Annotated in this window: 17 protein-coding genes, 1 pseudogene and 1 riboswitch; of the genes and pseudogenes, 16 read left to right on the top strand and 2 right to left on the bottom strand. The window is 67.0% G+C overall.

The genetic code is table 11. From position 1 onward, the window contains the following. Positions 1 to 103: 103 nt before the first annotated feature. The 9 genes and pseudogenes from QF040_RS20765 to iaaH all read left to right on the top strand — a co-directional run bounded on the left by QF040_RS20765 (position 104) and on the right by iaaH (position 11,059). Positions 104 to 520 (top strand): MerR family transcriptional regulator, encoded by a 417-nt coding sequence (locus QF040_RS20765; RefSeq protein WP_429612627.1) that lies wholly within the window; start codon positions 104 to 106, stop codon positions 518 to 520. Between the two features lie 30 nt (positions 521 to 550). Then, on the top strand, positions 551 to 1,294 hold the full coding sequence (gene can, locus QF040_RS20760) for a carbonate dehydratase (RefSeq protein ID WP_429612626.1): 744 nt from the start codon (positions 551 to 553) through the stop codon (positions 1,292 to 1,294). 13 nt (positions 1,295 to 1,307) lie between these two features. After that, positions 1,308 to 3,129 (top strand): annotated as a pseudogene (aceK, locus tag QF040_RS20755) (bifunctional isocitrate dehydrogenase kinase/phosphatase). 66 nt (positions 3,130 to 3,195) lie between these two features. Further along, positions 3,196 to 4,380 (top strand): acetyl-CoA C-acyltransferase, encoded by a 1,185-nt coding sequence (locus QF040_RS20750; protein WP_013543731.1) that lies wholly within the window; start codon positions 3,196 to 3,198, stop codon positions 4,378 to 4,380. A gap of 91 nt (positions 4,381 to 4,471) precedes the next feature. Further along, a complete protein-coding gene (locus tag QF040_RS20745) occupies positions 4,472 to 5,722 on the top strand; it encodes a M20 family metallopeptidase (RefSeq protein ID WP_307501296.1) in 1,251 nt (416 codons plus the stop codon). A gap of 28 nt (positions 5,723 to 5,750) precedes the next feature. Next, positions 5,751 to 6,881: an acyl-CoA dehydrogenase family protein gene (locus tag QF040_RS20740; protein WP_429612625.1), complete on the top strand. Its 1,131-nt coding sequence runs from the start codon at positions 5,751 to 5,753 to the stop codon at positions 6,879 to 6,881. An 83-nt stretch (positions 6,882 to 6,964) separates the two neighbouring features. Then, positions 6,965 to 8,626, top strand: a complete 1,662-nt coding sequence (treF, locus tag QF040_RS20735) for an alpha,alpha-trehalase TreF (RefSeq protein ID WP_429612624.1) — start codon at positions 6,965 to 6,967, stop codon at positions 8,624 to 8,626. Continuing rightward, positions 8,623 to 9,456: a metallophosphoesterase gene (locus QF040_RS20730; protein ID WP_429612623.1), complete on the top strand. Its 834-nt coding sequence runs from the start codon at positions 8,623 to 8,625 to the stop codon at positions 9,454 to 9,456. The genes treF and QF040_RS20730 overlap by 4 nt, the downstream gene beginning before the upstream one ends. 88 nt (positions 9,457 to 9,544) lie before the next feature. After that, the gene (iaaH, locus tag QF040_RS20725; protein ID WP_429612622.1) at positions 9,545 to 11,059 is read left to right on the top strand and encodes an indoleacetamide hydrolase; all 1,515 of its coding nucleotides are present in this window, start codon (positions 9,545 to 9,547) and stop codon (positions 11,057 to 11,059) included. Positions 11,060 to 11,074: 15 nt separating this feature from the next. Here the strand turns inward: iaaH and QF040_RS20720 are convergent, their stop codons facing one another. Further along, the gene (locus QF040_RS20720; protein ID WP_429612621.1) at positions 11,075 to 11,812 is read right to left on the bottom strand and encodes a response regulator transcription factor; all 738 of its coding nucleotides are present in this window, start codon (positions 11,810 to 11,812) and stop codon (positions 11,075 to 11,077) included. 118 nt (positions 11,813 to 11,930) lie between these two features. Between QF040_RS20720 and QF040_RS20715 the strand changes: the two genes are divergently transcribed. From QF040_RS20715 to QF040_RS20690, 6 genes are all read left to right on the top strand, one after another. Further along, a complete protein-coding gene (locus QF040_RS20715; RefSeq protein ID WP_429612620.1) occupies positions 11,931 to 13,751 on the top strand; it encodes a hybrid sensor histidine kinase/response regulator in 1,821 nt (606 codons plus the stop codon). A gap of 65 nt (positions 13,752 to 13,816) precedes the next feature. Next, positions 13,817 to 14,251, top strand: a complete 435-nt coding sequence (locus QF040_RS20710; protein WP_306881422.1) for a YchJ family protein — start codon at positions 13,817 to 13,819, stop codon at positions 14,249 to 14,251. A gap of 36 nt (positions 14,252 to 14,287) precedes the next feature. Continuing rightward, a riboswitch (TPP riboswitch) is annotated at positions 14,288 to 14,393 on the top strand. Between the two features lie 86 nt (positions 14,394 to 14,479). Continuing rightward, a complete protein-coding gene (thiC, locus tag QF040_RS20705) occupies positions 14,480 to 16,366 on the top strand; it encodes a phosphomethylpyrimidine synthase ThiC (protein ID WP_429612619.1) in 1,887 nt (628 codons plus the stop codon). An 801-nt stretch (positions 16,367 to 17,167) separates the two neighbouring features. Further along, positions 17,168 to 17,860, top strand: coding sequence for an HAD family hydrolase (locus QF040_RS20700; RefSeq protein WP_429612618.1), 693 nt, complete (start codon positions 17,168 to 17,170; stop codon positions 17,858 to 17,860). 74 nt (positions 17,861 to 17,934) lie between these two features. Then, on the top strand, positions 17,935 to 18,267 hold the full coding sequence (locus QF040_RS20695; protein ID WP_429612617.1) for a thioredoxin family protein: 333 nt from the start codon (positions 17,935 to 17,937) through the stop codon (positions 18,265 to 18,267). Between the two features lie 12 nt (positions 18,268 to 18,279). Continuing rightward, positions 18,280 to 18,735, top strand: a complete 456-nt coding sequence (locus QF040_RS20690; protein WP_429612616.1) for a hypothetical protein — start codon at positions 18,280 to 18,282, stop codon at positions 18,733 to 18,735. A 36-nt stretch (positions 18,736 to 18,771) separates the two neighbouring features. Here QF040_RS20690 and QF040_RS20685 read toward each other — a convergent pair whose 3' ends face one another. Beyond that, complete coding sequence (locus tag QF040_RS20685) at positions 18,772 to 19,806, bottom strand: AraC family transcriptional regulator (protein ID WP_429612615.1); 1,035 nt, start codon at positions 19,804 to 19,806, stop codon at positions 18,772 to 18,774. A 140-nt stretch (positions 19,807 to 19,946) separates the two neighbouring features. On the opposite strand from QF040_RS20685, the gene QF040_RS20680 reads away from it, so the two are divergent. After that, positions 19,947 to 21,119 (top strand): isovaleryl-CoA dehydrogenase, encoded by a 1,173-nt coding sequence (locus tag QF040_RS20680; RefSeq protein WP_307601257.1) that lies wholly within the window; start codon positions 19,947 to 19,949, stop codon positions 21,117 to 21,119. The last annotated feature ends 82 nt before the right edge of the window (positions 21,120 to 21,201 follow it).

Here is a 21,201-nt window from a genome sequence, read left to right as displayed (position 1 = left end):
TAGGTGGAGCCATTGTAGGGATCGCGGCAAGAACCTGCTGTCGCCCCCATAACACCCCTGTCTCACTCCTCCTGGCGCTTTCCGGAACGTCCTTTCATCCCGCATGTCCACGCCAACCTTCACCATCAGCGAGCTCGCCAAGGAGTTCGACCTCACGACGCGGGCGATCCGCTTCTACGAGGACATGGGCCTTCTCACGCCCGAGCGGGCCGGCCTGCAGCGCGTGTACAGCGCGCGCGACCGGGCGCGGCTCACGCTCACGCTGCGTGCCAAGCGCCTGGGCCTGAGCCTCACCGAGGCCAAGGACATCCTGGACATGTACGACAGCCCGCGGGACACCGTGCCGCAGCTGCAGAAGTTTCTCGGCGTGCTGGGCGCGCACCGTGCCCAGCTCGAGGCGCAGTTGGCCGAGCTGCAGGCCAACCTGGCGGAAGTGCGCGCACACGAGAAAAAGGGCCGCGCCACGCTGGCAAAGGCCGAAAAAGTCAAGAAGGCGGCCAAGTCCACCCGGGCGACCTGACCGGCCACGACTCATCGACAATCACGATCTATGTCCGACAACAACCTCGAAGACCTGTTCGCTCACAACCGTGCCTGGTCCGCACAAATGGAACGCGACCGTCCCGGCTTCTTCACCAGCCTGGTGAAGCAGCAGACGCCGCGCTACATGTGGATCGGCTGCTCCGACAGCCGCGTGCCCGCCAACCAGATCACCGGCCTGGAACCGGGCGAAGTGTTCGTGCACCGTAACGTCGCCAACATCGTGGTGCACTCCGACCTCAATGCGCTCTCGGCGATCCAGTTCGCGGTCGAGCACCTGAAGGTCGAGCACATCATGGTGGTGGGCCACTACGGCTGCGCGGGCGTGAAGGCCGCGCTCAGCGGCAAGCGCATCGGCCTGGCCGACAACTGGATCCGCCACATCCAGGACGTGCGCGACCGCCACAGCGTGATGATCGAAAGCCTGCCCGAAGAAGTGCGCGTCGATGCCCTGTGCGAACTCAACGTGGCCGAGCAGGTGGTCAACGTGGCGGTGAGCACCGTCATGGTCGATGCCTGGGCGCGCGGCCAGAAGGTGCAGATCCACGGCTGGACCTTCGGCGTGCACGACGGCCTGCTGCAGGACCTGGGCCTGAGCGTCGACGGCGCCAAGCCGCTCGATTCGGCCTACAAGGCCGCGGTGCAGCGCATCCGCTACAAGTGGAGCAAGCCGGTGGGCGCGGAGGCGCTTGCATCGCCCTCCGCGCAGGCGGGCGCCGACGGCACCGAACGCAGCGAAGACGCGGCGAAGTAATCCGGCCGGGCCCATGTTCCCGCAGCGCCTCGATTCACCGCTGGCCTACGACATCGCCAAGGCGATGATCGACGGGTTCAACCGGCACTACCGGTTGTTCCGCGCCGAATCGGCGCGCGCCCAAGCACCGTTTCGAAACCGCCGACTGGCACGGCCAGCAGCGGGCGCAGCGCGAGCGCATCGAGTTCTACGATTTGCGCGTGAACGAGGCCGTGGCCCGGCTCGAAAAAGAGTTCAAGGCCGGCGACCAGCCGATGGAGGTGTGGCACCAGGTCAAGCTGCACTTCATCGGCCTTTTGGTGGACCACCACCAGCCCGAGTTGGCCGAGAGCTTCTTCAACTCGGTGACCACCAAGATCCTGCACCGCGCGTATTTCCAGAACGACTTCATCTTCGTGCGCCCGGCGATCAGCACCGAGTACATCGAGCCGCGCGGCGCACCGACCTACCGCCCGTACTACCCCGCGCACGACACGCTCGCCGACACCATCGAGCAGATGCTCGACGACTTCGCGCTGCAAGGGAGCTATGCCAACAAGCGGCGCGATGCCGAGCGCGTGGCGCACGTCATCCTGAGCCGCTTTCACCAGGTGAAGCTGCGCGCCAACTTCCAGCTGCAGGTGCTCTCGGGTCTCTTCTTCCGGAACAAGGGCGCGTACGTGGTCGGGAAGATCATGAACGGCTTCACCGAGATTCCGTTCTCCCTGCCGATCCTGCACGACAGCACCGGCAAGTTCTACATCGATGCGGCGCTCTTCGGTGAAGACGACCTGCAGATGCTCTTCAGCTTTGCGCGTGCTTACTTCATGGTCGACATGGAAGTGCCCTCGGCCTGGGTGCAATTCCTGCGCTCGCTCATGCCGCGCAAGCCGCGCGCCGAGATCTACAACGCGCTCGGCCTCGCCAAGCAGGGCAAGACGCTTTTCTACCGCGACTTTCTCTCGCACCTGAACTATTCGAGCGACCGCTTTCGCATTGCGCCCGGCATCAAGGGCATGGTCATGCTGGTGTTCGATCTGCCGTCGTTTCCGTTCGTGTTCAAGGTCATCAAGGACTTCTATCCGCCGCAGAAGGACACCACGCGCGAGCAGATCAAGGGCAAGTACATGCTCGTGAAGCAGCACGACCGCGTGGGCCGGATGGCCGACACGCTGGAGTACAGCGACGTGGGCTTTCCGCTCGACCGCTTCGAGCCCGAACTGATCGAGGAAATCCAGAAGTTCGCGCCCAGCCAGCTCGAGATCGGCGACCGCGACGGCAACGGGGAGATGGAGGTCGTGGTCAAGCACGTCTACATCGAGCGCCGCATGATTCCGCTGAACATCTACCTGCAGGAAGCCTTCGACACGCTGGCCGATCCCGAGAGCCCGGCGCATGCCAAGCGCGCGAAGGAGCAGCTGGAGCATGCGGTGATCGAGTACGGCAATGCCATCAAGGACATGGTCGCCGCCAACATCTTTCCCGGCGACATGCTGTGGAAGAACTTCGGCGTCACGCGCGGCGGCAAGGTGGTGTTCTACGACTACGACGAGATCGAATACATCACCGACTGCAAGTTCCGCAAGGTGCCGGCGCCGCGCAACGAGGAAGACGAGATGAGCGGCGAGGTCTGGTACTCGGTGGGGCCGAAGGACGTGTTCCCCGAGACCTTCGAGCCCTTCCTGCTCGGCAACAGCGACGTGCGCGCCGCCTTCATGGCACACCACGCCGACCTGCTCGACGCCGCCTTCTGGCAGCACCACAAGGAACGCATCCAGGCGGGACAGATGCTCGATGTGTTCCCGTACGAAGAATCGCAACGCTTCCAGCACGAGGGGCACGCGACCCATTTCTGACCGGCTGCGGCAACGGCCGCAGTCGACCGTTTCACTTTCGCATTCACATCCAAGAAGGAGACCACCATGTCCGAATCCATCGTCATCGTCGGCGCCGCCCGCACCCCCATGGGTGGCTTTCAAGGCGACTTTGCTTCCCTCTCCGCGCACGACCTCGGCGGCGCGGCCATCAAGGCCGCCGTCGAGCGCGCCGGCATCGCCCCCGAGAGCGTGGGCGAAGTGCTGTTCGGCAACTGCCTCATGGCCGGCCAGGGCCAGGCCCCGGCGCGCCAGGCTGCGTACAAGGGCGGCCTGCCCGACAGCGCGGGCGCGGTCACGCTCAGCAAGATGTGCGGCTCGGCCATGAAGGCCGCGATGCTTGCGCACGACCTGCTCTTGGCCGGCACGCACGACGTGATCGTCGCGGGCGGCATGGAGAGCATGACCAACGCGCCCTACCTCATGCTCAAGGGCCGCGGCGGCTACCGCATGGGCCACGACAAGATCTATGACCACATGATGCTCGACGGCCTGGAAGACGCCTACCAGCCGGGCCGCTCGATGGGGACCTTCGGCGAGGACTGCGCCGCCAAGTACAAGTTCACCCGCGAGCAGCAGGACGCCTTCGCCATCGCGAGCGTGCAGCGCGCCAAGGCCGCGACCGAATCGGGCGCCTTCAAGGAAGAAATCACCCCCGTCACCGTGAAGGGCCGCGGCGGCGACACCGTGATCTCCATCGACGAAGGCCCGGGCAAGGTCAAGCTCGACAAGATCCCCACGCTCAAGCCCGCGTTCAAGAAAGAAAACGGCACCATCACCGCCGCCTCGAGCTCGTCGATCAACGACGGCGCCGCCGCGCTGGTCATGATGACCGAGTCGCACGCGAAGAAGATCGGCGCCAAGCCCATCGCCCGCATCGTCGGCCACGCCACGCATGCGCAGGAACCCGAGTGGTTCTCGACCGCGCCCGTCGGTGCGGTGGCCAAGCTCTTCAAGAAGACCGGCTGGACCGTGAAGGACGTGGACCTCTGGGAAGTGAACGAAGCTTTCGCCGTGGTGCCGATGGCGCTGATGCACGAACTCGACGTGTCGCACGACATCGTCAACGTGAACGGCGGCGCCTGCGCGCTGGGCCACCCGATCGGCGCGAGCGGTGCGCGCATCATGGTCACCTTGATCCATGCGCTGAAGGCGCGCGGCAAGAAGCGCGGCGTGGCGACGTTGTGCATCGGCGGCGGCGAAGGCACCGCCGTGGCACTCGAATTGCTCTAAGCAGCACGGCCGGCAGCGTCCCTTGGGGCACGCCTGGCCTTCGCCATCCGGCATTTCAACAATCAGATATTGCGTCAGAGCAGGAGATTTCATGCGCCCATCCATCCACCGTACCGCCTTGGCCGCCCTGCTGGCCACCGCCTTCCTGGCACCCGCCGCCAGTTGGGCGCAGAAGCGCGACAACGTGCTGTTCCAGGCCGCCACCGACGAGCAGCCCGCCGTCATCAAGACGCTGGAAAAACTCGTCAACATCGAGACCGGCACGGGTGACGCCGAAGGCATTGCCGCCGCCGGCAACTACCTCGAAGGCGAACTCAAGAACCTGGGCTTCACCGTCACGCGCAGCAAGTCGGCCGGCATCGTGGTCGGCGACAACATCATCGGCAAGATCAAGGGCCGCGGCGGCAAGAACCTGCTGCTGATGTCGCACATGGACACCGTGTACCTGAAGGGCACGCTCGCCAAGGCGCCGTTCAAGGTCGAGGGCGACAAGGCCTACGGCCCCGGCATCGCCGACGACAAGGGCGGCAACGCGGTCATCCTGCACACGTTGAAGCTGCTCAAGGACTACGGCGTGCGCGACTACGGCACGATCACCGTGCTCTTCAACACCGACGAGGAAAAAGGCTCCTTCGGCTCGCGGGACCTGATCCAGGAAGAAGCCAAGCTCGCCGACTACGTGCTCTCGTTCGAGCCCACCAGCGCGGGCGACGAGAAGCTCTCGCTCGGCACTTCGGGCATCGCCTATGTGCAGGTCAACATCACCGGCAAGGCTTCGCATGCGGGCGCCGCGCCGGAGTTGGGCGTCAACGCATTGGTCGAGGCGTCGGATCTCGTGCTGCGCACGATGAGCATCGACGACAAGGCCAAGCACCTGCGCTTCAACTGGACCATCGCCAAGGCCGGCAACGTGTCGAACATCATCCCGGCCAGCGCCACGCTGAATGCCGACGTGCGCTATGCGCGGAACGAAGACTTCGAAGCCGCGATGAAGACGCTCGAAGAAAAGGCGCAGCAGAAGAAGCTGCCCGAAGCCGACGTCAAGGTGCTGGTCACACGCGGCCGTCCGGCCTTCAATGCGGGCGAAGGCGGCAAGAAGCTGGTCGACAAGGCCGTTGCCTTCTACAAGGAAGCCGGCGGCACCCTCGGCGTGGAAGAGCGCACCGGCGGCGGCACCGATGCGGCCTATGCGGCGCTCTCGGGCAAGCCCGTGATCGAAAGCCTGGGCCTGCCCGGCTTCGGCTATCACAGCGACAAGGCGGAATACGTGGACATCAGCAGCATCCCGCGCCGTCTGTACATGGCCGCGCGCCTGATCATGGACCTGGGCGCGGGCAAGTAACTGCAAAGAAAAAGAAGGAGACAAAGTCATGCTGCTCAGTGCCGACCAGGAAGCCATCCGCGACGCGGTGCGCGATTTCTCGCAAGCCGAACTCTGGCCCAACGCCCCCAAGTGGGACCGCGAACACAGCTTCCCGAAGGAGGCGCACCAGGGCCTCGCGGCGCTGGGCGCCTACGGCATCTGCGTGCCCGAGGAGCACGGCGGCGCGGGCCTCGACTACCTCACGCTCGCGCTGGTGCTCGAGGAAATCGCGGCCGGCGACGGCGGCACCAGCACCGCCATCAGCGTGACCAACTGCCCGGTCAACGCGATCCTCATGCGCTACGGCAACGCGCAGCAGAAGAAGAAGTGGCTCGAGCCGCTCGCGCAAGGCCAGATGCTCGGCGCCTTCTGCCTCACCGAGCCGCAGGCGGGCAGCGACGCATCGAGCCTGCGCACCACCGCGCGCAAGGACGCCGACGGCTACGTGATCGACGGCGTGAAGCAGTTCATCACCAGCGGCAAGAACGGACAGGTCGCCATCGTCATCGCGGTGACCGACAGGGGCGCGGGCAAGCGCGGCATGAGCGCGTTCATCGTGCCCACCGACGCACCCGGCTACGCCGTCGCGCGCCTGGAAGACAAGCTCGGCCAGCACAGCAGCGACACCGCGCAGATCAACTTCGACGGCTGCCGCATCCCGGCGGAAAACCTCATCGGGGCCGAAGGCGAGGGCTACAAGATCGCGCTCGGCGCACTCGAAGGCGGTCGCATCGGCATTGCCGCGCAGAGCGTGGGCATGGCGCGCAGCGCGTTCGATGTGGCGCTCGCCTATGCCAAGGAGCGCCAGGCCTTCGGCGGCTCGATCTTCGACCAGCAGGCCGTGGGTTTTCGTCTCGCCGAATGCGCAACGCAGATCGAAGCGGCACGCCAACTCATCTGGCACGCAGCGAGCCTGCGCGATGCGGGCCTGCCGTGCCTGAAGGAAGCGGCGATGGCCAAGCTCTTCGCGAGCGAAATGGCCGAGCGCGTGTGCAGCGCCGCGATCCAGACGCTGGGCGGCTACGGCTACGTGAACGACTTTCCGCTGGAGCGCATCTATCGCGACGTGCGCGTGTGCCAGATCTACGAAGGCACGTCGGACATCCAGAAGCTTTTGATCCAGCGCGCACTGGCTTGATGCCCCGCCGGGCGACAGGGTGACGGTCGCCGATCGTCACCCGTCATGTAGAGTTTCCGCCGACCAAGACAGGGGAGACTGACATGACCCAGGCATTCGCGGCCACGCTGCTTCGTCGTCCGCGCTTCACGATCGTTGCGGCTGCCGCGGCAGTGGCAACCAGCCTGGCATTCGGTGCATTCAACGCGCCTGCGAATGCCGAAGTACTCGTTGCCACCCAGCCCGCCGCGGCCTGGCCGGCGCCGCCTTCCGCGCTGTATCCGGAGCTGTTCGCCGCGGTGCAGTTGGGGCAGGTCTTCAAGGACGGCAAGACTTTCGTCGATGCCGTGCCCAAAGGTTCACCCGCCGCCGTCGCCGCGCAATACAAGCGCGAAAAGGACCGCCCCGGTTTCGATCTGTCCGGCTTCGTGCGGCAGCATTTCAATCTGCCGCAAGACAACGCCGACGTTTACGTCAGCGATCGCTCGCAGTCGCTCACGCAACACATCGCCAGCCTCTGGCCGCACCTGACACAGCAACCGCAGAAGCCGGCCGCAGGCTCCTCGCTGCTGCCTCTGCCCGGCCGCTATGTGGTGCCGGGCGGGCGCTTTCGCGAGGTGTACTACTGGGACTCGTACTTCACCATGCTGGGCCTGCTGCAGAACGGCGAGCCACGCGCGATACGCGACATGGTCGGCAATTTCGCGAGCCTCATCGACCGCTACGGCCACATCCCGAACGGCAATCGCAGCTACTACCTGAGCCGCTCGCAGCCGCCCTTTTATTTCAAGATGGTGGGGCTGCTGTCCACGCAGGACGAAGCCGCCGCCTATGCGCGCTACCTGCCGCAGCTCCAGCGCGAATACGCGTTCTGGATGGAGGGCGCGAAGGGCCTCAAGCCCGGCACCGCGCACCGCCGCGTGGTGGCGCTGGCCGACGGCAGCGTGCTGAACCGCTACTACGACGATCGCGCCGTGCCGCGCGACGAGTCGTATGCGGAAGATGTCGCGCTGGCCAGGAAGAGCAGCCGCCCCGCCGCCGAGGTCTATCGCGATGTGCGCGCCGCCGCGGAGAGCGGATGGGACTTCAGCAGCCGCTGGTTCGCCGACGGCAAGACCCTTGCCACCATCGAGACCACCGCGGTCGTGCCCGTGGACCTGAACAGCCTGCTGTACGGCATGGAAAACGCGATCCGCCTGGGCTGCGAGCGCGTGCGGGACGCCGCGTGCACCGCCGATTTCACGCAGCGCGCCGAACGCCGCCGGCAGGCGGTGCAGAAGTACCTGTGGAACGAAGCCGCCGGTCACTACGTGGACTACCAGTGGATCAGGCGGCAACCGACCGGCCGGCCGGGTGCCGCCACGCTGTACCCGCTGTTCGTCGGCCTTGCGGAGCCAGCGCAGGCGGCGCGCGTCGCCGATTGGACAAGCAGGCAACTGCTGAAGCCGTACGGCCTCGTGACCACGCCGGTTCCCACCGACCAGCAATGGGATGCGCCCAACGGCTGGGCGCCCTTGCAATGGGTCGCGGTCGACGGTCTCCGGCGCTATGGGCAACATGCGCTCGCGCGCGACATCGCGACGCGCTGGATGGGCAAGGTGCAGCAGGTCTACGGCCGCAGCGGCAAGCTGGTCGAGAAATACAACGTGATCGACAACAGCGGCGAGGCCGGCGGCGGCGAGTATGTGCTGCAGGACGGCTTCGGCTGGACCAACGGCGTGGCCATGCAGTTGATGACGATCTATCCAGAATTGAAGCGGCCTTGACCGAACCTCGAAGACGCCCCTGGGCTCGGATCACCGCGGCACTCGTGCTCGCGGCGCTGGCGGTGTGGGGCTTCGTCATCGAACCGCGCTGGGTCGCGGCGCGCGTCGAGCCGTTGGCTTCGTCGCAGTGGCAGCCGCCGGCCGGTCTCAAGGTGGCGATGGCGGGCGACTGGCACCTCACCACGCGCTCGGTGTGGCGCGTCACCGGCGCGGAGCGCGCCGCGCGCATCGTCGACGAGATCAACGCAGCGCAGCCCGACGTGATCCTGCTGCCCGGCGACTTCCTGGCCGGTTCGGGCGACGACGAGGCCTTCTCCATCGAAGACATGGCCGCCGTGCTCGGTCGCCTGAAAGCGCCGCAGGGCGTGTACGCGGTGCTGGGCAACGACGACTGGTGGCACGACGGCGAACGCACGGCCAAGGCGCTGGCCGCGCAGGGCATCCACGTGCTGGAGAACGCCTCGGTGCGCCTGCCGGGCCACGACCTCTGGGTGGTCGGCATCGGTGACGACTCGACCGGCCATTCGGAGGCCGGCAAGGCGCTGGCCGGCGTGCCGAAGGGCGCGGCCACGCTGGTCATGATGCACGACCCCTTCAGCTTCGCGACCATGCCGCGCACGCGTGGGCTGGTGGTCGCTTCGCACACGCATGGCGGGCAGATCAGTGTGCCGGGCCGTGGCGCGCTGGTGGTGCCGGGCCGCGCGCCGCGCGAGTGGGCCTACGGCTGGGTCGCGCACAAGGGCAATCGCATGTACGTGACGAGCGGGCTGGGCGTGAGCATCCTGCCGGTGCGGTTCAACATGCGGCCCGAGTGGGTGATGTTCCAGTAGCGCCTTCAGTCCGTGTCATCGGTTTCGATGACAGACAGGACGACACCGGCGGCGCAGCATGGCGGTCTCTTCGTCGGAGGTTATTGCCATGCCCATTTCAAAACCCGTTTCCTTTGCCGCGGCCGTGTTGTCGTGCCTCGGCGCATCCGCACAAGCGCAGCAACCCGCCGCCATGGACGTCGCCACGCTGACCGCGAGCGATGCCGTGCAGCAGCTCTGTGCCGGCACTGTAACCAGCGAGCAGTTGGTCTCCGCCTACGTCGCGCAAGCCAAGGCCAGGGCGAATCTCCATGCCTTCGTCACGCTCGACGAGGCCGGCGCGCTGAAGGCCGCCCGCGCCGCCGATGCAGAGAGAAAGCGCGGCGGAGCCTGCAAGCCGTTGGCCGGGCTGCCGGTGGTCATCAAGGACAACATCCAGGTGAAGGGCCTGCCCGCCACGGCCGGCTCGCCCGCGCTCAAGGGCTTCGTGCCCGCCGCCGATGCGCCCGTGGTCGCCAAGCTGCGCGCGGCGGGCGCGGTCATCCTCGGCAAGACCAACATGCATGAGCTGGCCTTCGGTGTCACCGGCTACAACCCCGCGTTCCAGACCGGCCCCGAAGTCGGCGTGCGCAATGCCTACGACGCGAGCCGCATCGCGGGCGGATCGTCGTCGGGCAACGGCGCGGCGCTCGGCGCGCGCATGGCGCCGGCGGCGCTGGGCACCGACACGGGCGGCTCGGTGCGCATTCCGTGTGCGTTCAACGGCTGCGCATCGCTGCGCCCGAGCATGGGGCGCTATTCGCAGCAAGGCATCGCGCCGATCTCGCACACCCGCGACACCGCGGGTCCGATGGCGCAGTCGATGGCCGATGTCGCGCTGCTCGACCGCGTGATCGCGGGCGGCGCGCCGCTCAAGCCCGCCGACCTGAAACGCGTGCGGCTCGGCGTGGTGCCGGCCTTCTACGCGAACCTCGATGCCGACACGCGCGCCGCCACCGATGCCGCGCTCGCCAAGCTGCGCGCGGCGGGCGTCACGCTGGTGGATGTGGAGATGCCGAAGCTCATGGAACTCAACGGCGCCATCGGCTTCCCGCTCGCGCTGTACGAAGCGCACGACGACATGGTGGCCTACCTCGCGAAGTACCGCACCGGCATCGACATCGCCCAGTTGACGGCCGGCATCGCGAGCCCCGACGTCAAGGGCACCTTCGAAGCCTTCGTGATCCCGCGCAAGCTGCCCGCGCCGAACGGCACGGTCGACGCGAAGCCGGCTTACGACAACGCGATGCGCGTCGCACGGCCCGCATTGCAGAAGCTTTACCGCGACATCTTCGCGAAGAACAAGCTCGATGCGCTCGTGTTTCCCACGGTGCCGCGCGTTGCATTGGCGGCCGCGCCCGAAGCCAGCAGCCCCGAGAACTTCGGCGCGCTGATCCAGAACACCGACCCTGGCAGCAACGCCGGCATTCCGGGAGTGCAGTTGCCCTCGGGCCTGGGGGCGGCCAGCGGGCTGCCCATCGGGTTGGAACTCGACGGGCCGGCCGGCAGCGACCGCAAGCTGCTCGCCGTGGGCATGGCGGTGGAGGGCGTGCTGGGCCGCCTGCCCGCACCCAAGGCGAAGTAGGGCGGCCCGGCCGTATCAGCGCTTGGCGAGCCCCGCCAGCGCCGACCGGCGCTCGATCCCGAGCTTGTCGAAGATGCGCCGCAGATAGGTGCGCACAGTGGGCACGCTCACCGCCATGCGCCGCGCGATCTCCTTGTCGGTCAGGCCCTCGCACACGGCCCGTGCGACCTCCTGCTCACGCGCGCTCAGGTCATCCCATGAAGCAGTCCCGGCGGGCATCGGCACCGCGGCCGCCGTGCGCTGTGCACGCTGCAGCGCGCCGATGAACGCAGGCTCGATCAGGTCGAGCAGCGCCTTCTCGTGTTCGCCGAAATCGCCGCGCCCCTTGCGCCGCCAGATGCGCAGGTCGCCCAGCGCGCGGCTTCCTTCGAAGGCATGCAGGTTCATGCCCCAGTGCAGTCCGTCGCGCGAGAGAAAGTCGGTGAAGAACTCCGTGCGCATCAGTTCGCGCTGTGGCATCACATCGGTCACGCGCGTGGCGCGGCGGTGCGACTGCAGCACGAAGGTGATCGGGTCGTGGTGCTGGTGCCATTCGCCGTAGCGATCGAGGTTGGCGGGGTCCATGTTGAGTGCCACGCGCCCGTCAAAGCGGCCGCTCTCGGCGTTCCACACGAAGGAGGCGAACTGGTCCGCATGCAGCAGGTCGAGCAGCGCCCAGCCCAGGCGCTCGCGGACGTCGCTTTCGCCGCGCTCCTGCGCCAGCAGCGTGAAAACGCCGCGCAGTGCCTGCTGTTCGGAGCCTGTCAGGTACATCGCCGCCTCGCTCTGGTTGTCCACATGTAAGGCTAACGTTTAGCAAGCGCCGCGCCAAGGGTGGATGCCCCGGTGCCGTCACGGGGAGCGCGCAGAATCGCGTGCTGCACGCCCATCCATGTCTTCGAGTCCTACTCCTTCCCTTTCGCCCGAAACGCAGCCTTCCGCATCCCCGTGGCAGCGGCTGCGCGGCTACTGGGTCGAGGCGCCCAACCCCAACCCGCTGGTCGACCAGAGCCTCGCGCGCGCCTACATCGTCGACACGCGCGACACGCCGCTCTCGGCGGCTGTGACGGCGGCGGTGTTCTGGGCGCTGTTCCTTGTGCTGACCGGCGACCGCGGCACGCTGGTGTGGGCCGTGCTGGTGCATGCGATGCAATGGAACATGCACCGCCACCTGCACCGCGTGGACCCGGACACCATCGACGCCGCCTTGGCCGCCCGCACGCGCCGGCAACTGGAGCTGCGCATGCTGTTCCCGGGGCTGGTGTGGGCGCTCGCGCCGTGGCTCTTCTTTCCGCACGGCGATCTTGCGTACATCCTCCTGATGTACTTCTTCATCAGCGGCACTACCGGCGTGATCATCGCCGCGCTCGCGCAATGGTGGCTGGCCGCGGTGTGCTTCGGCGTGCCGGTGTTCCTGAGCCTGGCGCTGCGGCTGGTGCTGGAGCCGGGCAGCGTGCCGGTGATCATGGGGTGCCTGGCGGTGTCGCAGTTGCTTGCATCGCTGCACTACGCGCGCAAGCAGAACCGGCTGATCGTGCGCTCCATCGAGAACGGCTTCGAGAACGCGCGCCTGGCCGATGCCTTGTCGCGCCAGCTCGACCATGTGGCTCGGATGGCCGCGCAGCGCGCGCGCATCTTCGCGGCCGCCAACCACGACCTGCGCCAGCCGATGCATGCGCTGGCGATTTTTGTGGATGCGCTCGACACCCGTAGCGCGCCCCGTGTGGACAACCTGCGCTTCATGCGCGACAGCGTCGATGCGCTGCGCGGCTCCATCGACGCGCTGCTGGACATCGCACAACTCGATGGCGGTGCGGCGCCGGTGCGGCTGGAGCCCTTGCGTCTGGACGCGTTGTTCCGGTCGCTCGACGGGCGTTTTGCGGCGCTGGCCGACGCCAAGGGGCTGACGCTTCGAATCCGCCCGACCGAGGCGGTGGTGCGGGCCGATGCGCGCATGCTCGCGCGCGTGCTGGGCAACCTGGTCGACAACGCCATCAAGTACACGCCCGTGGGCACGGTGTTCGTGCTCGCGCGGCGGGTGCAGCGTCCGGCGAACGGCATGCCCGCCTGGCGCATCGAGGTGCGCGACTCGGGCGTGGGCATCGAGGCGCAGCATCGGGAGCAGGTGTTCGAGGAGTTCTTCCAGGTCGACAACCCCGGCCGCGACCGCAGCCGCGGCCTCGGGTTGGGCCTGTCGCTGGTGGCGGGCATGGCGCAGGTGATGGGCTCGCGCATCGAAGTACGCTCCGCGCCCGGCCGTGGCAGCACCTTCTCGCTGGTGCTGGAGGAAGCGGTCGCCCTGGCCGGCGCCGTGCCCGCCGAATCGGCCCTGGTGCCCGCCAGCCCCTTGGCGGGCGCCCCGATCCGCATCCTGGTGCTCGACGACGAGCAACCCGTGCGCGAGGCGATGCGTTCGCTGCTCGGCGGCTGGGGCCACGACGTGGCGCTGGCCGCCAACCCGCGCGAGGCGCTGCAGCACGGCGGCGTGTTCGACCTGATGCTGAGCGACCTGCGGCTGGGCAGCGGCCTCTCGGGCCTGGCGGCCGCGCAGGCGCTGCAGGCGGTCGGCAAGGTGCGCAACGTGGTCATCCTGACGGGTGAAACCGCCCATGCCAACCGGGTGGAGGTCGAGCGCGCGGGCTATGCGCTCATCTACAAGCCGGCCGATGCACGGGCGCTGCGGGACGCCATCGCGGCGAGCCGCCCCGGCTAGCTTCCCGAGGCTCCGGGGTTGCCCCATCGGAGGGATCGTCGCGAGGTGTTCCAATAGCGGTCTTCATGAGCGCCATCGATCCCACCACCGGACCTTGCCCCTGCGGCCGCACCGACCGCCGCGACAAACCCATCGGCTACGCCCTGTGCTGTGGCCGCTATCTCGATGATTTCGAGAACACGCCCGCCCCCGACGCCGAATCGCTGATGCGCTCGCGTTATTCGGCCTTCGTGCTGGAACGCGCCGAGTACCTGCTGGCCACCTGGCATGTGTCGAAGCGACCGGCATCGATCGAATTCGAGCCGGGCGTCAAGTGGCTGGGCCTCGACATCCGCTCGCGCTCGGTGCTCGATGCGGACCACGCAGAGGTCGAATTCGTCGCGCGCCAGCGCAGCGCCGCCACCGGTACCGCCACCCGCCTGCACGAGCGCAGCCGCTTCGTTCGGGAAGGCGAACGCTGGTACTACCTCGAAGGCGATCTGCAACACCCCGTGGCCTGACACGGGTTGACGCGCCGGGCCGGGGCTCGCACAATCGGCCCCGCTCCGGGGTGCACACACGTGGTGTGCTGAGATGGCAAAGCTGCCGACCCGCGAACTTGATCCGGGTCATACCGGCGTAAGAAGAGCTGCACTCCCTGACCGAGGTCCCGTCACCCACCTTCCGTGACGGCCCCAAGTCCACCGAGCGATTGCGGAGCACCCTTTCCCTCAACAAGGAGTGCCCACATGAATGCCCCCGACAAGTTCACCTCTTTGCTCTCGCTCACGCGCGAGCCCTTTCCCGCATCCCACAAGTGCCTGATCCCGGGCAGCCGGCCCGACCTGAACGTGCCGGTGCGCGACGTGTTGCTGACCAACGGCGAGACCGTCTCGCTTTATGACACCTCGGGCCCGTACACCGATGCCAAGGTCGACATCGACGTGCGCCGCGGCCTGCCGAGCGTGCGCGATGCATGGATCGCCGAGCGCAACGACACCGAAAGCTATGAAGGCCGCTCGCACCAGGCGCTCGACGAAGGCCTGAAGCACGCGCAGGACCACGATGCCCAGCGCCTGGCCGAGCTGCGCGCCGGCGCCTCGGCGCTGCAGCGCACGCCGCGCCGCGCGAAATCGGGCGCCAATGTCACGCAGATGCACTACGCGCGCCGCGGCATCGTCACGCCCGAGATGGAATACGTGGCGCTGCGCGAGAACGGCAAGCGCGAATGGATGGCCGAATACCTCGCCAACGAGGAACGCGCCAAGCGCGTGGCCGGCAACCCGATGGGCGCGAGCATTCCGCGCATCATCACGCCCGAGTTTGTGCGCGATGAGGTGGCCCGCGGCCGCGCGATCATCCCCGCCAACATCAACCACCCCGAAGTCGAGCCGATGGCCATCGGCCGCAACTTCAAGGTGAAGATCAACGCGAACATCGGCAACTCGGCCGTCACCTCGAGCATCGAGGAAGAGGTCGAGAAGCTCGTGTGGGCGATCCGCTGGGGCGCCGACAACGTGATGGACCTGTCGACCGGCAAGAACATTCACACCACGCGCGACTGGATCGTGCGCAACTCGCCGGTGCCCATCGGCACGGTGCCGATTTATCAGGCGTTGGAGAAGGTCGGCGGCGTGGCCGAAGACCTCACCTGGGAGATCTTCCGCGACACGCTGATCGAGCAGGCCGAGCAGGGCATCGACTACTTCACCATCCATGCGGGCGTGCGGCTGCCGTTCATCCATCTCACGGCCGACCGCATGACGGGCATCGTCTCGCGCGGCGGCTCGATCATGGCCAAGTGGTGCATCGCGCACCACAAGGAGAGCTTTCTCTACGAACGCTTCGAGGACATCTGCGACATCATGAAGGCGTACGACGTGAGCTTCTCGCTGGGCGATGGCCTGCGTCCGGGCTCGGGCGCCGATGCGAACGACGAAGCGCAGTTCGCCGAGCTGCGCACGCTGGGCGAGCTCACGCAGATCGCGTGGAAGCACGACGTGCAGACCATGATCGAAGGGCCGGGCCACGTGCCGATGCACATGATCCAGGCGAACATGGACGAGCAGATCAAGCATTGCCACGAGGCGCCGTTCTACACGCTCGGGCCGCTGACGATCGACATCGCGCCGGGCTACGACCACATCTCCAGCGCCATCGGGGCCGCGATGATCGGCTGGGCTGGCACTGCGATGCTGTGCTACGTGACGCCCAAGGAGCACCTGGGGTTGCCGGATCGCGACGACGTGAAGCAGGGGATCATTGCGTACAAGATCGCTGCGCATGCAGCGGACGTTGCCAAGGGGCACCCGGGTGCGCGTTCGCGCGACGATGCGCTGAGCAAGGCGCGCTTCGAGTTCCGCTGGCAGGACCAGTTCAACCTCGGCCTCGACCCCGACACCGCACGCGAATTCCATGACGAGACGCTGCCGAAGGACTCGAGCAAGGTGGCGCACTTCTGTTCGATGTGCGGACCGAAGTTCTGCTCGATGAAGATCACGCAGGAAGTGCGGGAGTACGCGGCGAAGAAGGGCGTGGCCGAAGCCGAGGCGATGGCTGAAGGCATGGAGGAGAAGTCGAAGGAGTTCATGGCTGGAGGTGGGGAGATCTACATTCCTATTCGGGCTGTGTCGTAAGGTTTTTTCCCGAGGCCGGGTCTCGCCCCGGCGGGCGACTTACTTTCTTTTGCTTCGCCAAAAGAACGTAAGCAAAGAAAAGGCGACCCTGCTGTCTGCGACCCCTGCGCTTCGCTACGGGGCAACCTGCGGTGCTCGCGGTTCGCGGGGTCTCGCAGAACTCGCTTCGCTCAAACAGCTGCGAGCCCCTGATCCGCGAACCGCTGCGCTCCTCGGCGCAGCCAGAAGGGGTGGGGTACCGAACGGGCCATCGCTGCGCTCGGCTTGCAATCGGGCCATTGCTTCGCTCGGCCGCTGATTTCGGTCGGGCCTTTGCCTTTGCTTGCGGGAGGTTGGACTTGCTCCCTCTCCCCTTGGGGAGAGGGCGGGGGTGAGGGCATCGGCCTTCATGCGGACGAAGCGTTGTTTCTGCGCCGTCGGCCCTCACCCCAACCCTCTCCCCAAGGGGAGAGGGAGCAATTCGAGCCGAGCAAAGCGAAGGCCCGAGGAAGTCGCCGAGCGCAGCGATGGCGCGTCGGTTCCCCAAGCCCTTCTGTATGCGCCGAGGAGCGGAGCGTTTCGCGGATCAGGGCTCGCCCTTGTTTGAGCGCAGCGAGTTTGGGCGAGACCCCGCGGAACGTGAGCACCGCAGGTTGCCCGAAGCGAAGCGTAGGGACGCAGACAGCAGGGTCGCCTTTCTTTTGCCTACCTTTCTTTGGCGAAGCAAAGAAAAGTAGGTCGCCCGCCGGGGCGAGACCCGGCCTCGGAAAAGAAAAACCCCCAATTGCTACCATCGTCCCAAGCCACCAGACGAAACCCCCAATGACCCCATTCCCCTTCGCCGCAGTCCTCTTCGACTGCGACGGCGTCCTCGTCGACTCCGAACCCATCACCAACCGCGTGCTCGCCGAAATGCTCGGCGAGCTCGGTTGGCACCTCACCACCGAAGAGTCGATGAACACCTTCACCGGCAAGGCCGTGAAGGACGAGGCCCCGCTGATCGAAGCCAGGACCGGCGTGAAGATCACCGACGAGTGGCTCAAGCTCTTCAGAGCCCGTCGCAACGAAGCTCTCGAACGCGACCTCATCGCGATCCCCAACGCCCCCGCGGCCATCCGCCAGATCCACGCGATGCTGAAGGGCCGCATCGCCTGCGCCTCGGGCGCGGACCGCCACAAGGTCGAGCTGCAGTTGGCCAAGGTCGGCCTGCTCGACTGCTTCGAAGGGCGCATCTTCAGCGGCCACGAAATGCCGCGCTCCAAGCCGCATCCGGACGTGTACCTCGCCGCCGCCGAAGCGCTGGGAGTCGACCCGAAGCGCTGCGCCGTCGTCGAGGACACGGTCACCGGCGCGATGGCCGGCGTGGCCGCTGGCGCGACGGTGTTCGGCTACAGCACGGGCGAATCGGGCCACAGCGGTCCCGGTCCGCTGCTGAGCGTGGGCGCGGTGCGGGTGTTCAGCGACATGGCCGAATTGCCGGCGCTGCTATCGGGCTTTGGCCTGCAGGCGGCCTGACTTTCTGGTGGAATGGTCGGCACCGTTTTCTCTTCCGTTTTCCCTCCATTCGCAGGAACCAAGGAACCCAGCCCATGACCTCCGAGTACAAGACAGAACAACCCGACCGCGCCGAGATCGACGCACGCTCGGGCCCCGCCGTGGTCGAGTTCGGCACCAACTGGTGCGGCATCTGCAAGGCCGCGCAACCGAACATCGCCGAAGCTTTCGCCAAGTACCCCGACATTCCGCGCATCAAAGTCGAGGACGGCAGTGGTCGCCCGCTCGGCCGCTCGTTCAACGTGCGGCTCTGGCCGACGCTCGTGTTCATGCGCGATGGCAAGGAAGTCGCGAAGCTGGTGCGGCCGGAAGACAGCCAGTCGATCGCCGACGCGCTGGCGAAGATCGCCGCGGCACCCTCCGCCTGAAGAGAGAAGGAAATGAACGCCGAACTCCGGCGTCTCGCCGAGGCCGCCGATCTCGAGGCCGAAGCCCATTCGCTGCTGCGGCTGCGCTTTGGCCTTGCGTGTGTGCAGCGCGTGCGGCACCTGCTCGAATCCCCGGAGGCCATCGATTGCCTGGACACCCTCGGCGCCTTTCTCGAAGGCCGGTGCGATGCGGCGGCCTTGGCGTCGGCGCGGCAGCGCGCAGCCGCCACGGCCGGCAGCCATCCGGGGTCGGGCTCCATCGATGGCGCGGCGCATGCGGCGGTGTCCGCCACTTACGCGGTTTCCAAGGCGCTGGCCGGACAGGCGCTCGAAGCCGCCGACTACGCGGCGTATGCCACGGTCTATGCCTATGGCGCCTATGCGCTCAAGGACCCCGACGCGTTCGCGGAGGAGCACGCATGGCAGGCCGCGCAGTTCCAGGCGATGGCCGCCGTGGCATCCGCCTGACGACGGCTCGCCACGAGCAGCACGGACCCCGTCAGTTCACGAAGAAGGTCCCTGCTGCCGGAAATCCCTTGGCGCATACCCCGTCCACTGCAGGAACGCGCGCGAAAAGCTCTTCTCGTTGCGAAAGCCCACCGCCAGCGCCACCTGCTTGATCGGCCGGTTGGTGCGCCGCAATTGCTCCACGGCGAGTTCGTGGCGCACTTCGTTCTTCAGCGTCTGCAGCGAAGTGCCTTCCTCGTGCAACTGCCGGTGCAGCGTACGGCCTGACACGTTCAGCAGCCCCGCCAGCGCCTCGGCAGTGCTGGCCTCCGCCGCGCGCGAGCGCAGCAGCTCGCGCACGCGCTGGCCGAGCAGGCGGTCGCGGCGGTACTGCAGGATGGTGAGCGGCAGCGCGCGCTTGAGCATGGTGCGCAGCGCGCGCTCGTCGCGCTGCAGCGGCAGGGCGAGGTAGCGCTCGTCGAAGCTGATGGTGGCCTGTGGTGCGTCGAAGCGCACTTCGGGCGTGAACATCGGCGCGTAGGCGTCGCGGTGCGGCGGCTCGGCGAACGGAAAGGTTGCGCTGCGCAGCGAGATGCGCGAGTCGATCGCCCAGCACATGTAGCCGTGCATGAAGCGCAGGCTGGTGACCAGGCAGAACTCGCGGAAGGCCTCGTCCAGCGGGCGGTTCTCGGTGATGCGCAGCGTGGCCACGCCGCCGGCCACTTCGAGCGCGAGGCCGATGTCTTCCGTCAGCAGGCGGTGGTGGCGGCACCAGCGCTTGATGGCCACGCCCAGGTCGGGCGAGGTCAGCGAGGCACGGCACAGCATTCCGTAGCTGCCCCAGGGCAGGCGCCGCGAGAACCAGCCGAGGGCTTCGTCGTCCAGTTCCTGCATGGCGTGTTCCGAGAGCGCCTCGAACTGCGCCGCCGTCACGCGCGCGCCCGGCCGGGCCAGTTCACGCGGCGTGATCTGTGCCGACTTCAGGGCCTCGACCGGGTCCTTTCCATATCGCTCGTAGCCCTTCACGATGGCTCTCACGAAGGCCATGGGGGTGACGGCGCGGGCGGGCTTCAGGAAGGCGGGCGAGGTCATGGTCGGGCGGTGAAGTCGTGGCGCAATTTGCAACCATTGTGGCGCCAATTGCGGCGCGACGAGGCGTAAGCTGCGATTCTTCCAAGCGCCATTCCGCGTGGGCAGCCCTGCGCGCCGACCCCTCAGAGGAGACAAGACACATGCACGATCCCGGCCTGAACTTCGACCTGGGCGAGGACATCGACTCGCTGCGCAGTGCCATCCAGGACTTCGCCGCCAACGAAATCGCCCCCCGCGCCGCCGACATCGACCGCGACAACCTGTTCCCGCACGACCTCTGGCAGAAGCTGGGCGAACTCGGCCTGCACGGCATGACGGTGAAGGAAGAGTTCGGCGGCACCGAGCTGGGCTACCTGGCGCACATCGTGGCCATGGAAGAAGTCTCGCGTGCCTCGGCCTCTGTGGGCCTGTCGTACGGCGCGCACTCCAACCTGTGCGTGAACCAGATCCACCGCAACGGCAGCGACGCGCAGAAGAAGAAATACCTGCCCAAGCTGGTGAGCGGCGAGCATGTCGGCGCACTGGCCATGAGCGAGCCCAACGCCGGCTCCGACGTGGTGAGCATGAAGCTCAAGGCCGAGAAGAAGAACGGCTACTACGTGCTCAACGGCGGCAAGATGTGGATCACCAACGGCGGTGACGCCGACACGCTGGTCATCTACGCCAAGACCGAGCCCGAGATGGGCGCGCGCGGCATGACGGCCTTCATCGTGGAAAAGAATTTCAAAGGTTTTTCGGCCGGCACCAAGCTCGACAAGCTCGGCATGCGCGGCTCCAACACCTACCCGCTGTTCTTCGACAACTGCGAAGTGCCCGAAGAGAACGTGCTCGGCGGCGAAGGCCTGGGCGCGAAGGTGCTGATGAGCGGCCTCGACTACGAACGCGCCGTGCTCTCGGGCGGCCCGCTGGGCATCATGGCCGCGTGCATGGACGCGGTGCTGCCCTTCATCCACGAGCGGAAGCAGTTCGGCCAGAGCATCGGCGAGTTCCAGCTGATGCAGGGCAAGCTCGCGGACATGTATTCGACGTGGCAGGCCACGCGCGCCTACGTGTATGCCGTGGGCAAGGCCTGCGACCGCAACGACCATGCGCGCACCTTCCGCAAGGACGCGGCCGGCGCGATTCTTTATTCGGCCGAGAAGGCAACATGGATGGCCGGCGAGGCGATCCAGGCGCTGGGCGGCGTGGGCTACACCAAGGACTTTCCGGTCGAGCGGCTGTGGCGCGATGCGAAGCTGTACGAGATCGGCGCTGGCACGAGTGAAATCCGCCGGATGCTGATTGGTCGCGAGCTGTTCGCGGAAACTGCATAAGCTGTTTTTCTCCCTCCCCTTCCGGGCGAGGGCGGGTGGGGGCTAGCGGCAATCGATGAAGCACTGCGCCGAACAAGCGCCG

This window comes from Variovorax sp. W2I14 (assembly GCF_050435205.1).
In the GTDB taxonomy this organism is placed as follows: domain Bacteria; phylum Pseudomonadota; class Gammaproteobacteria; order Burkholderiales; family Burkholderiaceae_C; genus Variovorax; species Variovorax paradoxus_C.
The sequence above is the reverse complement of the archived record's forward strand: the minus strand, read 5'-3'. Positions and strand labels throughout refer to the sequence as shown.

Coding starts and splice junctions, on each gene's coding strand:
- QF040_RS20765 (WP_429612627.1), top strand. CDS start 104: ATGTCCACGCCAACCTTCACCATCAGCGAGCTCGCCAAGGAGTTCGAC.
- can (WP_429612626.1), top strand. CDS start 551: ATGTCCGACAACAACCTCGAAGACCTGTTCGCTCACAACCGTGCCTGG.
- QF040_RS20750 (WP_013543731.1), top strand. CDS start 3,196: ATGTCCGAATCCATCGTCATCGTCGGCGCCGCCCGCACCCCCATGGGT.
- QF040_RS20745 (WP_307501296.1), top strand. CDS start 4,472: ATGCGCCCATCCATCCACCGTACCGCCTTGGCCGCCCTGCTGGCCACC.
- QF040_RS20740 (WP_429612625.1), top strand. CDS start 5,751: ATGCTGCTCAGTGCCGACCAGGAAGCCATCCGCGACGCGGTGCGCGAT.
- treF (WP_429612624.1), top strand. CDS start 6,965: ATGACCCAGGCATTCGCGGCCACGCTGCTTCGTCGTCCGCGCTTCACG.
- iaaH (WP_429612622.1), top strand. CDS start 9,545: ATGCCCATTTCAAAACCCGTTTCCTTTGCCGCGGCCGTGTTGTCGTGC.
- QF040_RS20720 (WP_429612621.1), bottom strand. CDS start 11,812: ATGTACCTGACAGGCTCCGAACAGCAGGCACTGCGCGGCGTTTTCACG.
- QF040_RS20715 (WP_429612620.1), top strand. CDS start 11,931: ATGTCTTCGAGTCCTACTCCTTCCCTTTCGCCCGAAACGCAGCCTTCC.
- QF040_RS20710 (WP_306881422.1), top strand. CDS start 13,817: ATGAGCGCCATCGATCCCACCACCGGACCTTGCCCCTGCGGCCGCACC.
- thiC (WP_429612619.1), top strand. CDS start 14,480: ATGAATGCCCCCGACAAGTTCACCTCTTTGCTCTCGCTCACGCGCGAG.
- QF040_RS20700 (WP_429612618.1), top strand. CDS start 17,168: ATGACCCCATTCCCCTTCGCCGCAGTCCTCTTCGACTGCGACGGCGTC.
- QF040_RS20695 (WP_429612617.1), top strand. CDS start 17,935: ATGACCTCCGAGTACAAGACAGAACAACCCGACCGCGCCGAGATCGAC.
- QF040_RS20690 (WP_429612616.1), top strand. CDS start 18,280: ATGAACGCCGAACTCCGGCGTCTCGCCGAGGCCGCCGATCTCGAGGCC.
- QF040_RS20685 (WP_429612615.1), bottom strand. CDS start 19,806: ATGACCTCGCCCGCCTTCCTGAAGCCCGCCCGCGCCGTCACCCCCATG.
- QF040_RS20680 (WP_307601257.1), top strand. CDS start 19,947: ATGCACGATCCCGGCCTGAACTTCGACCTGGGCGAGGACATCGACTCG.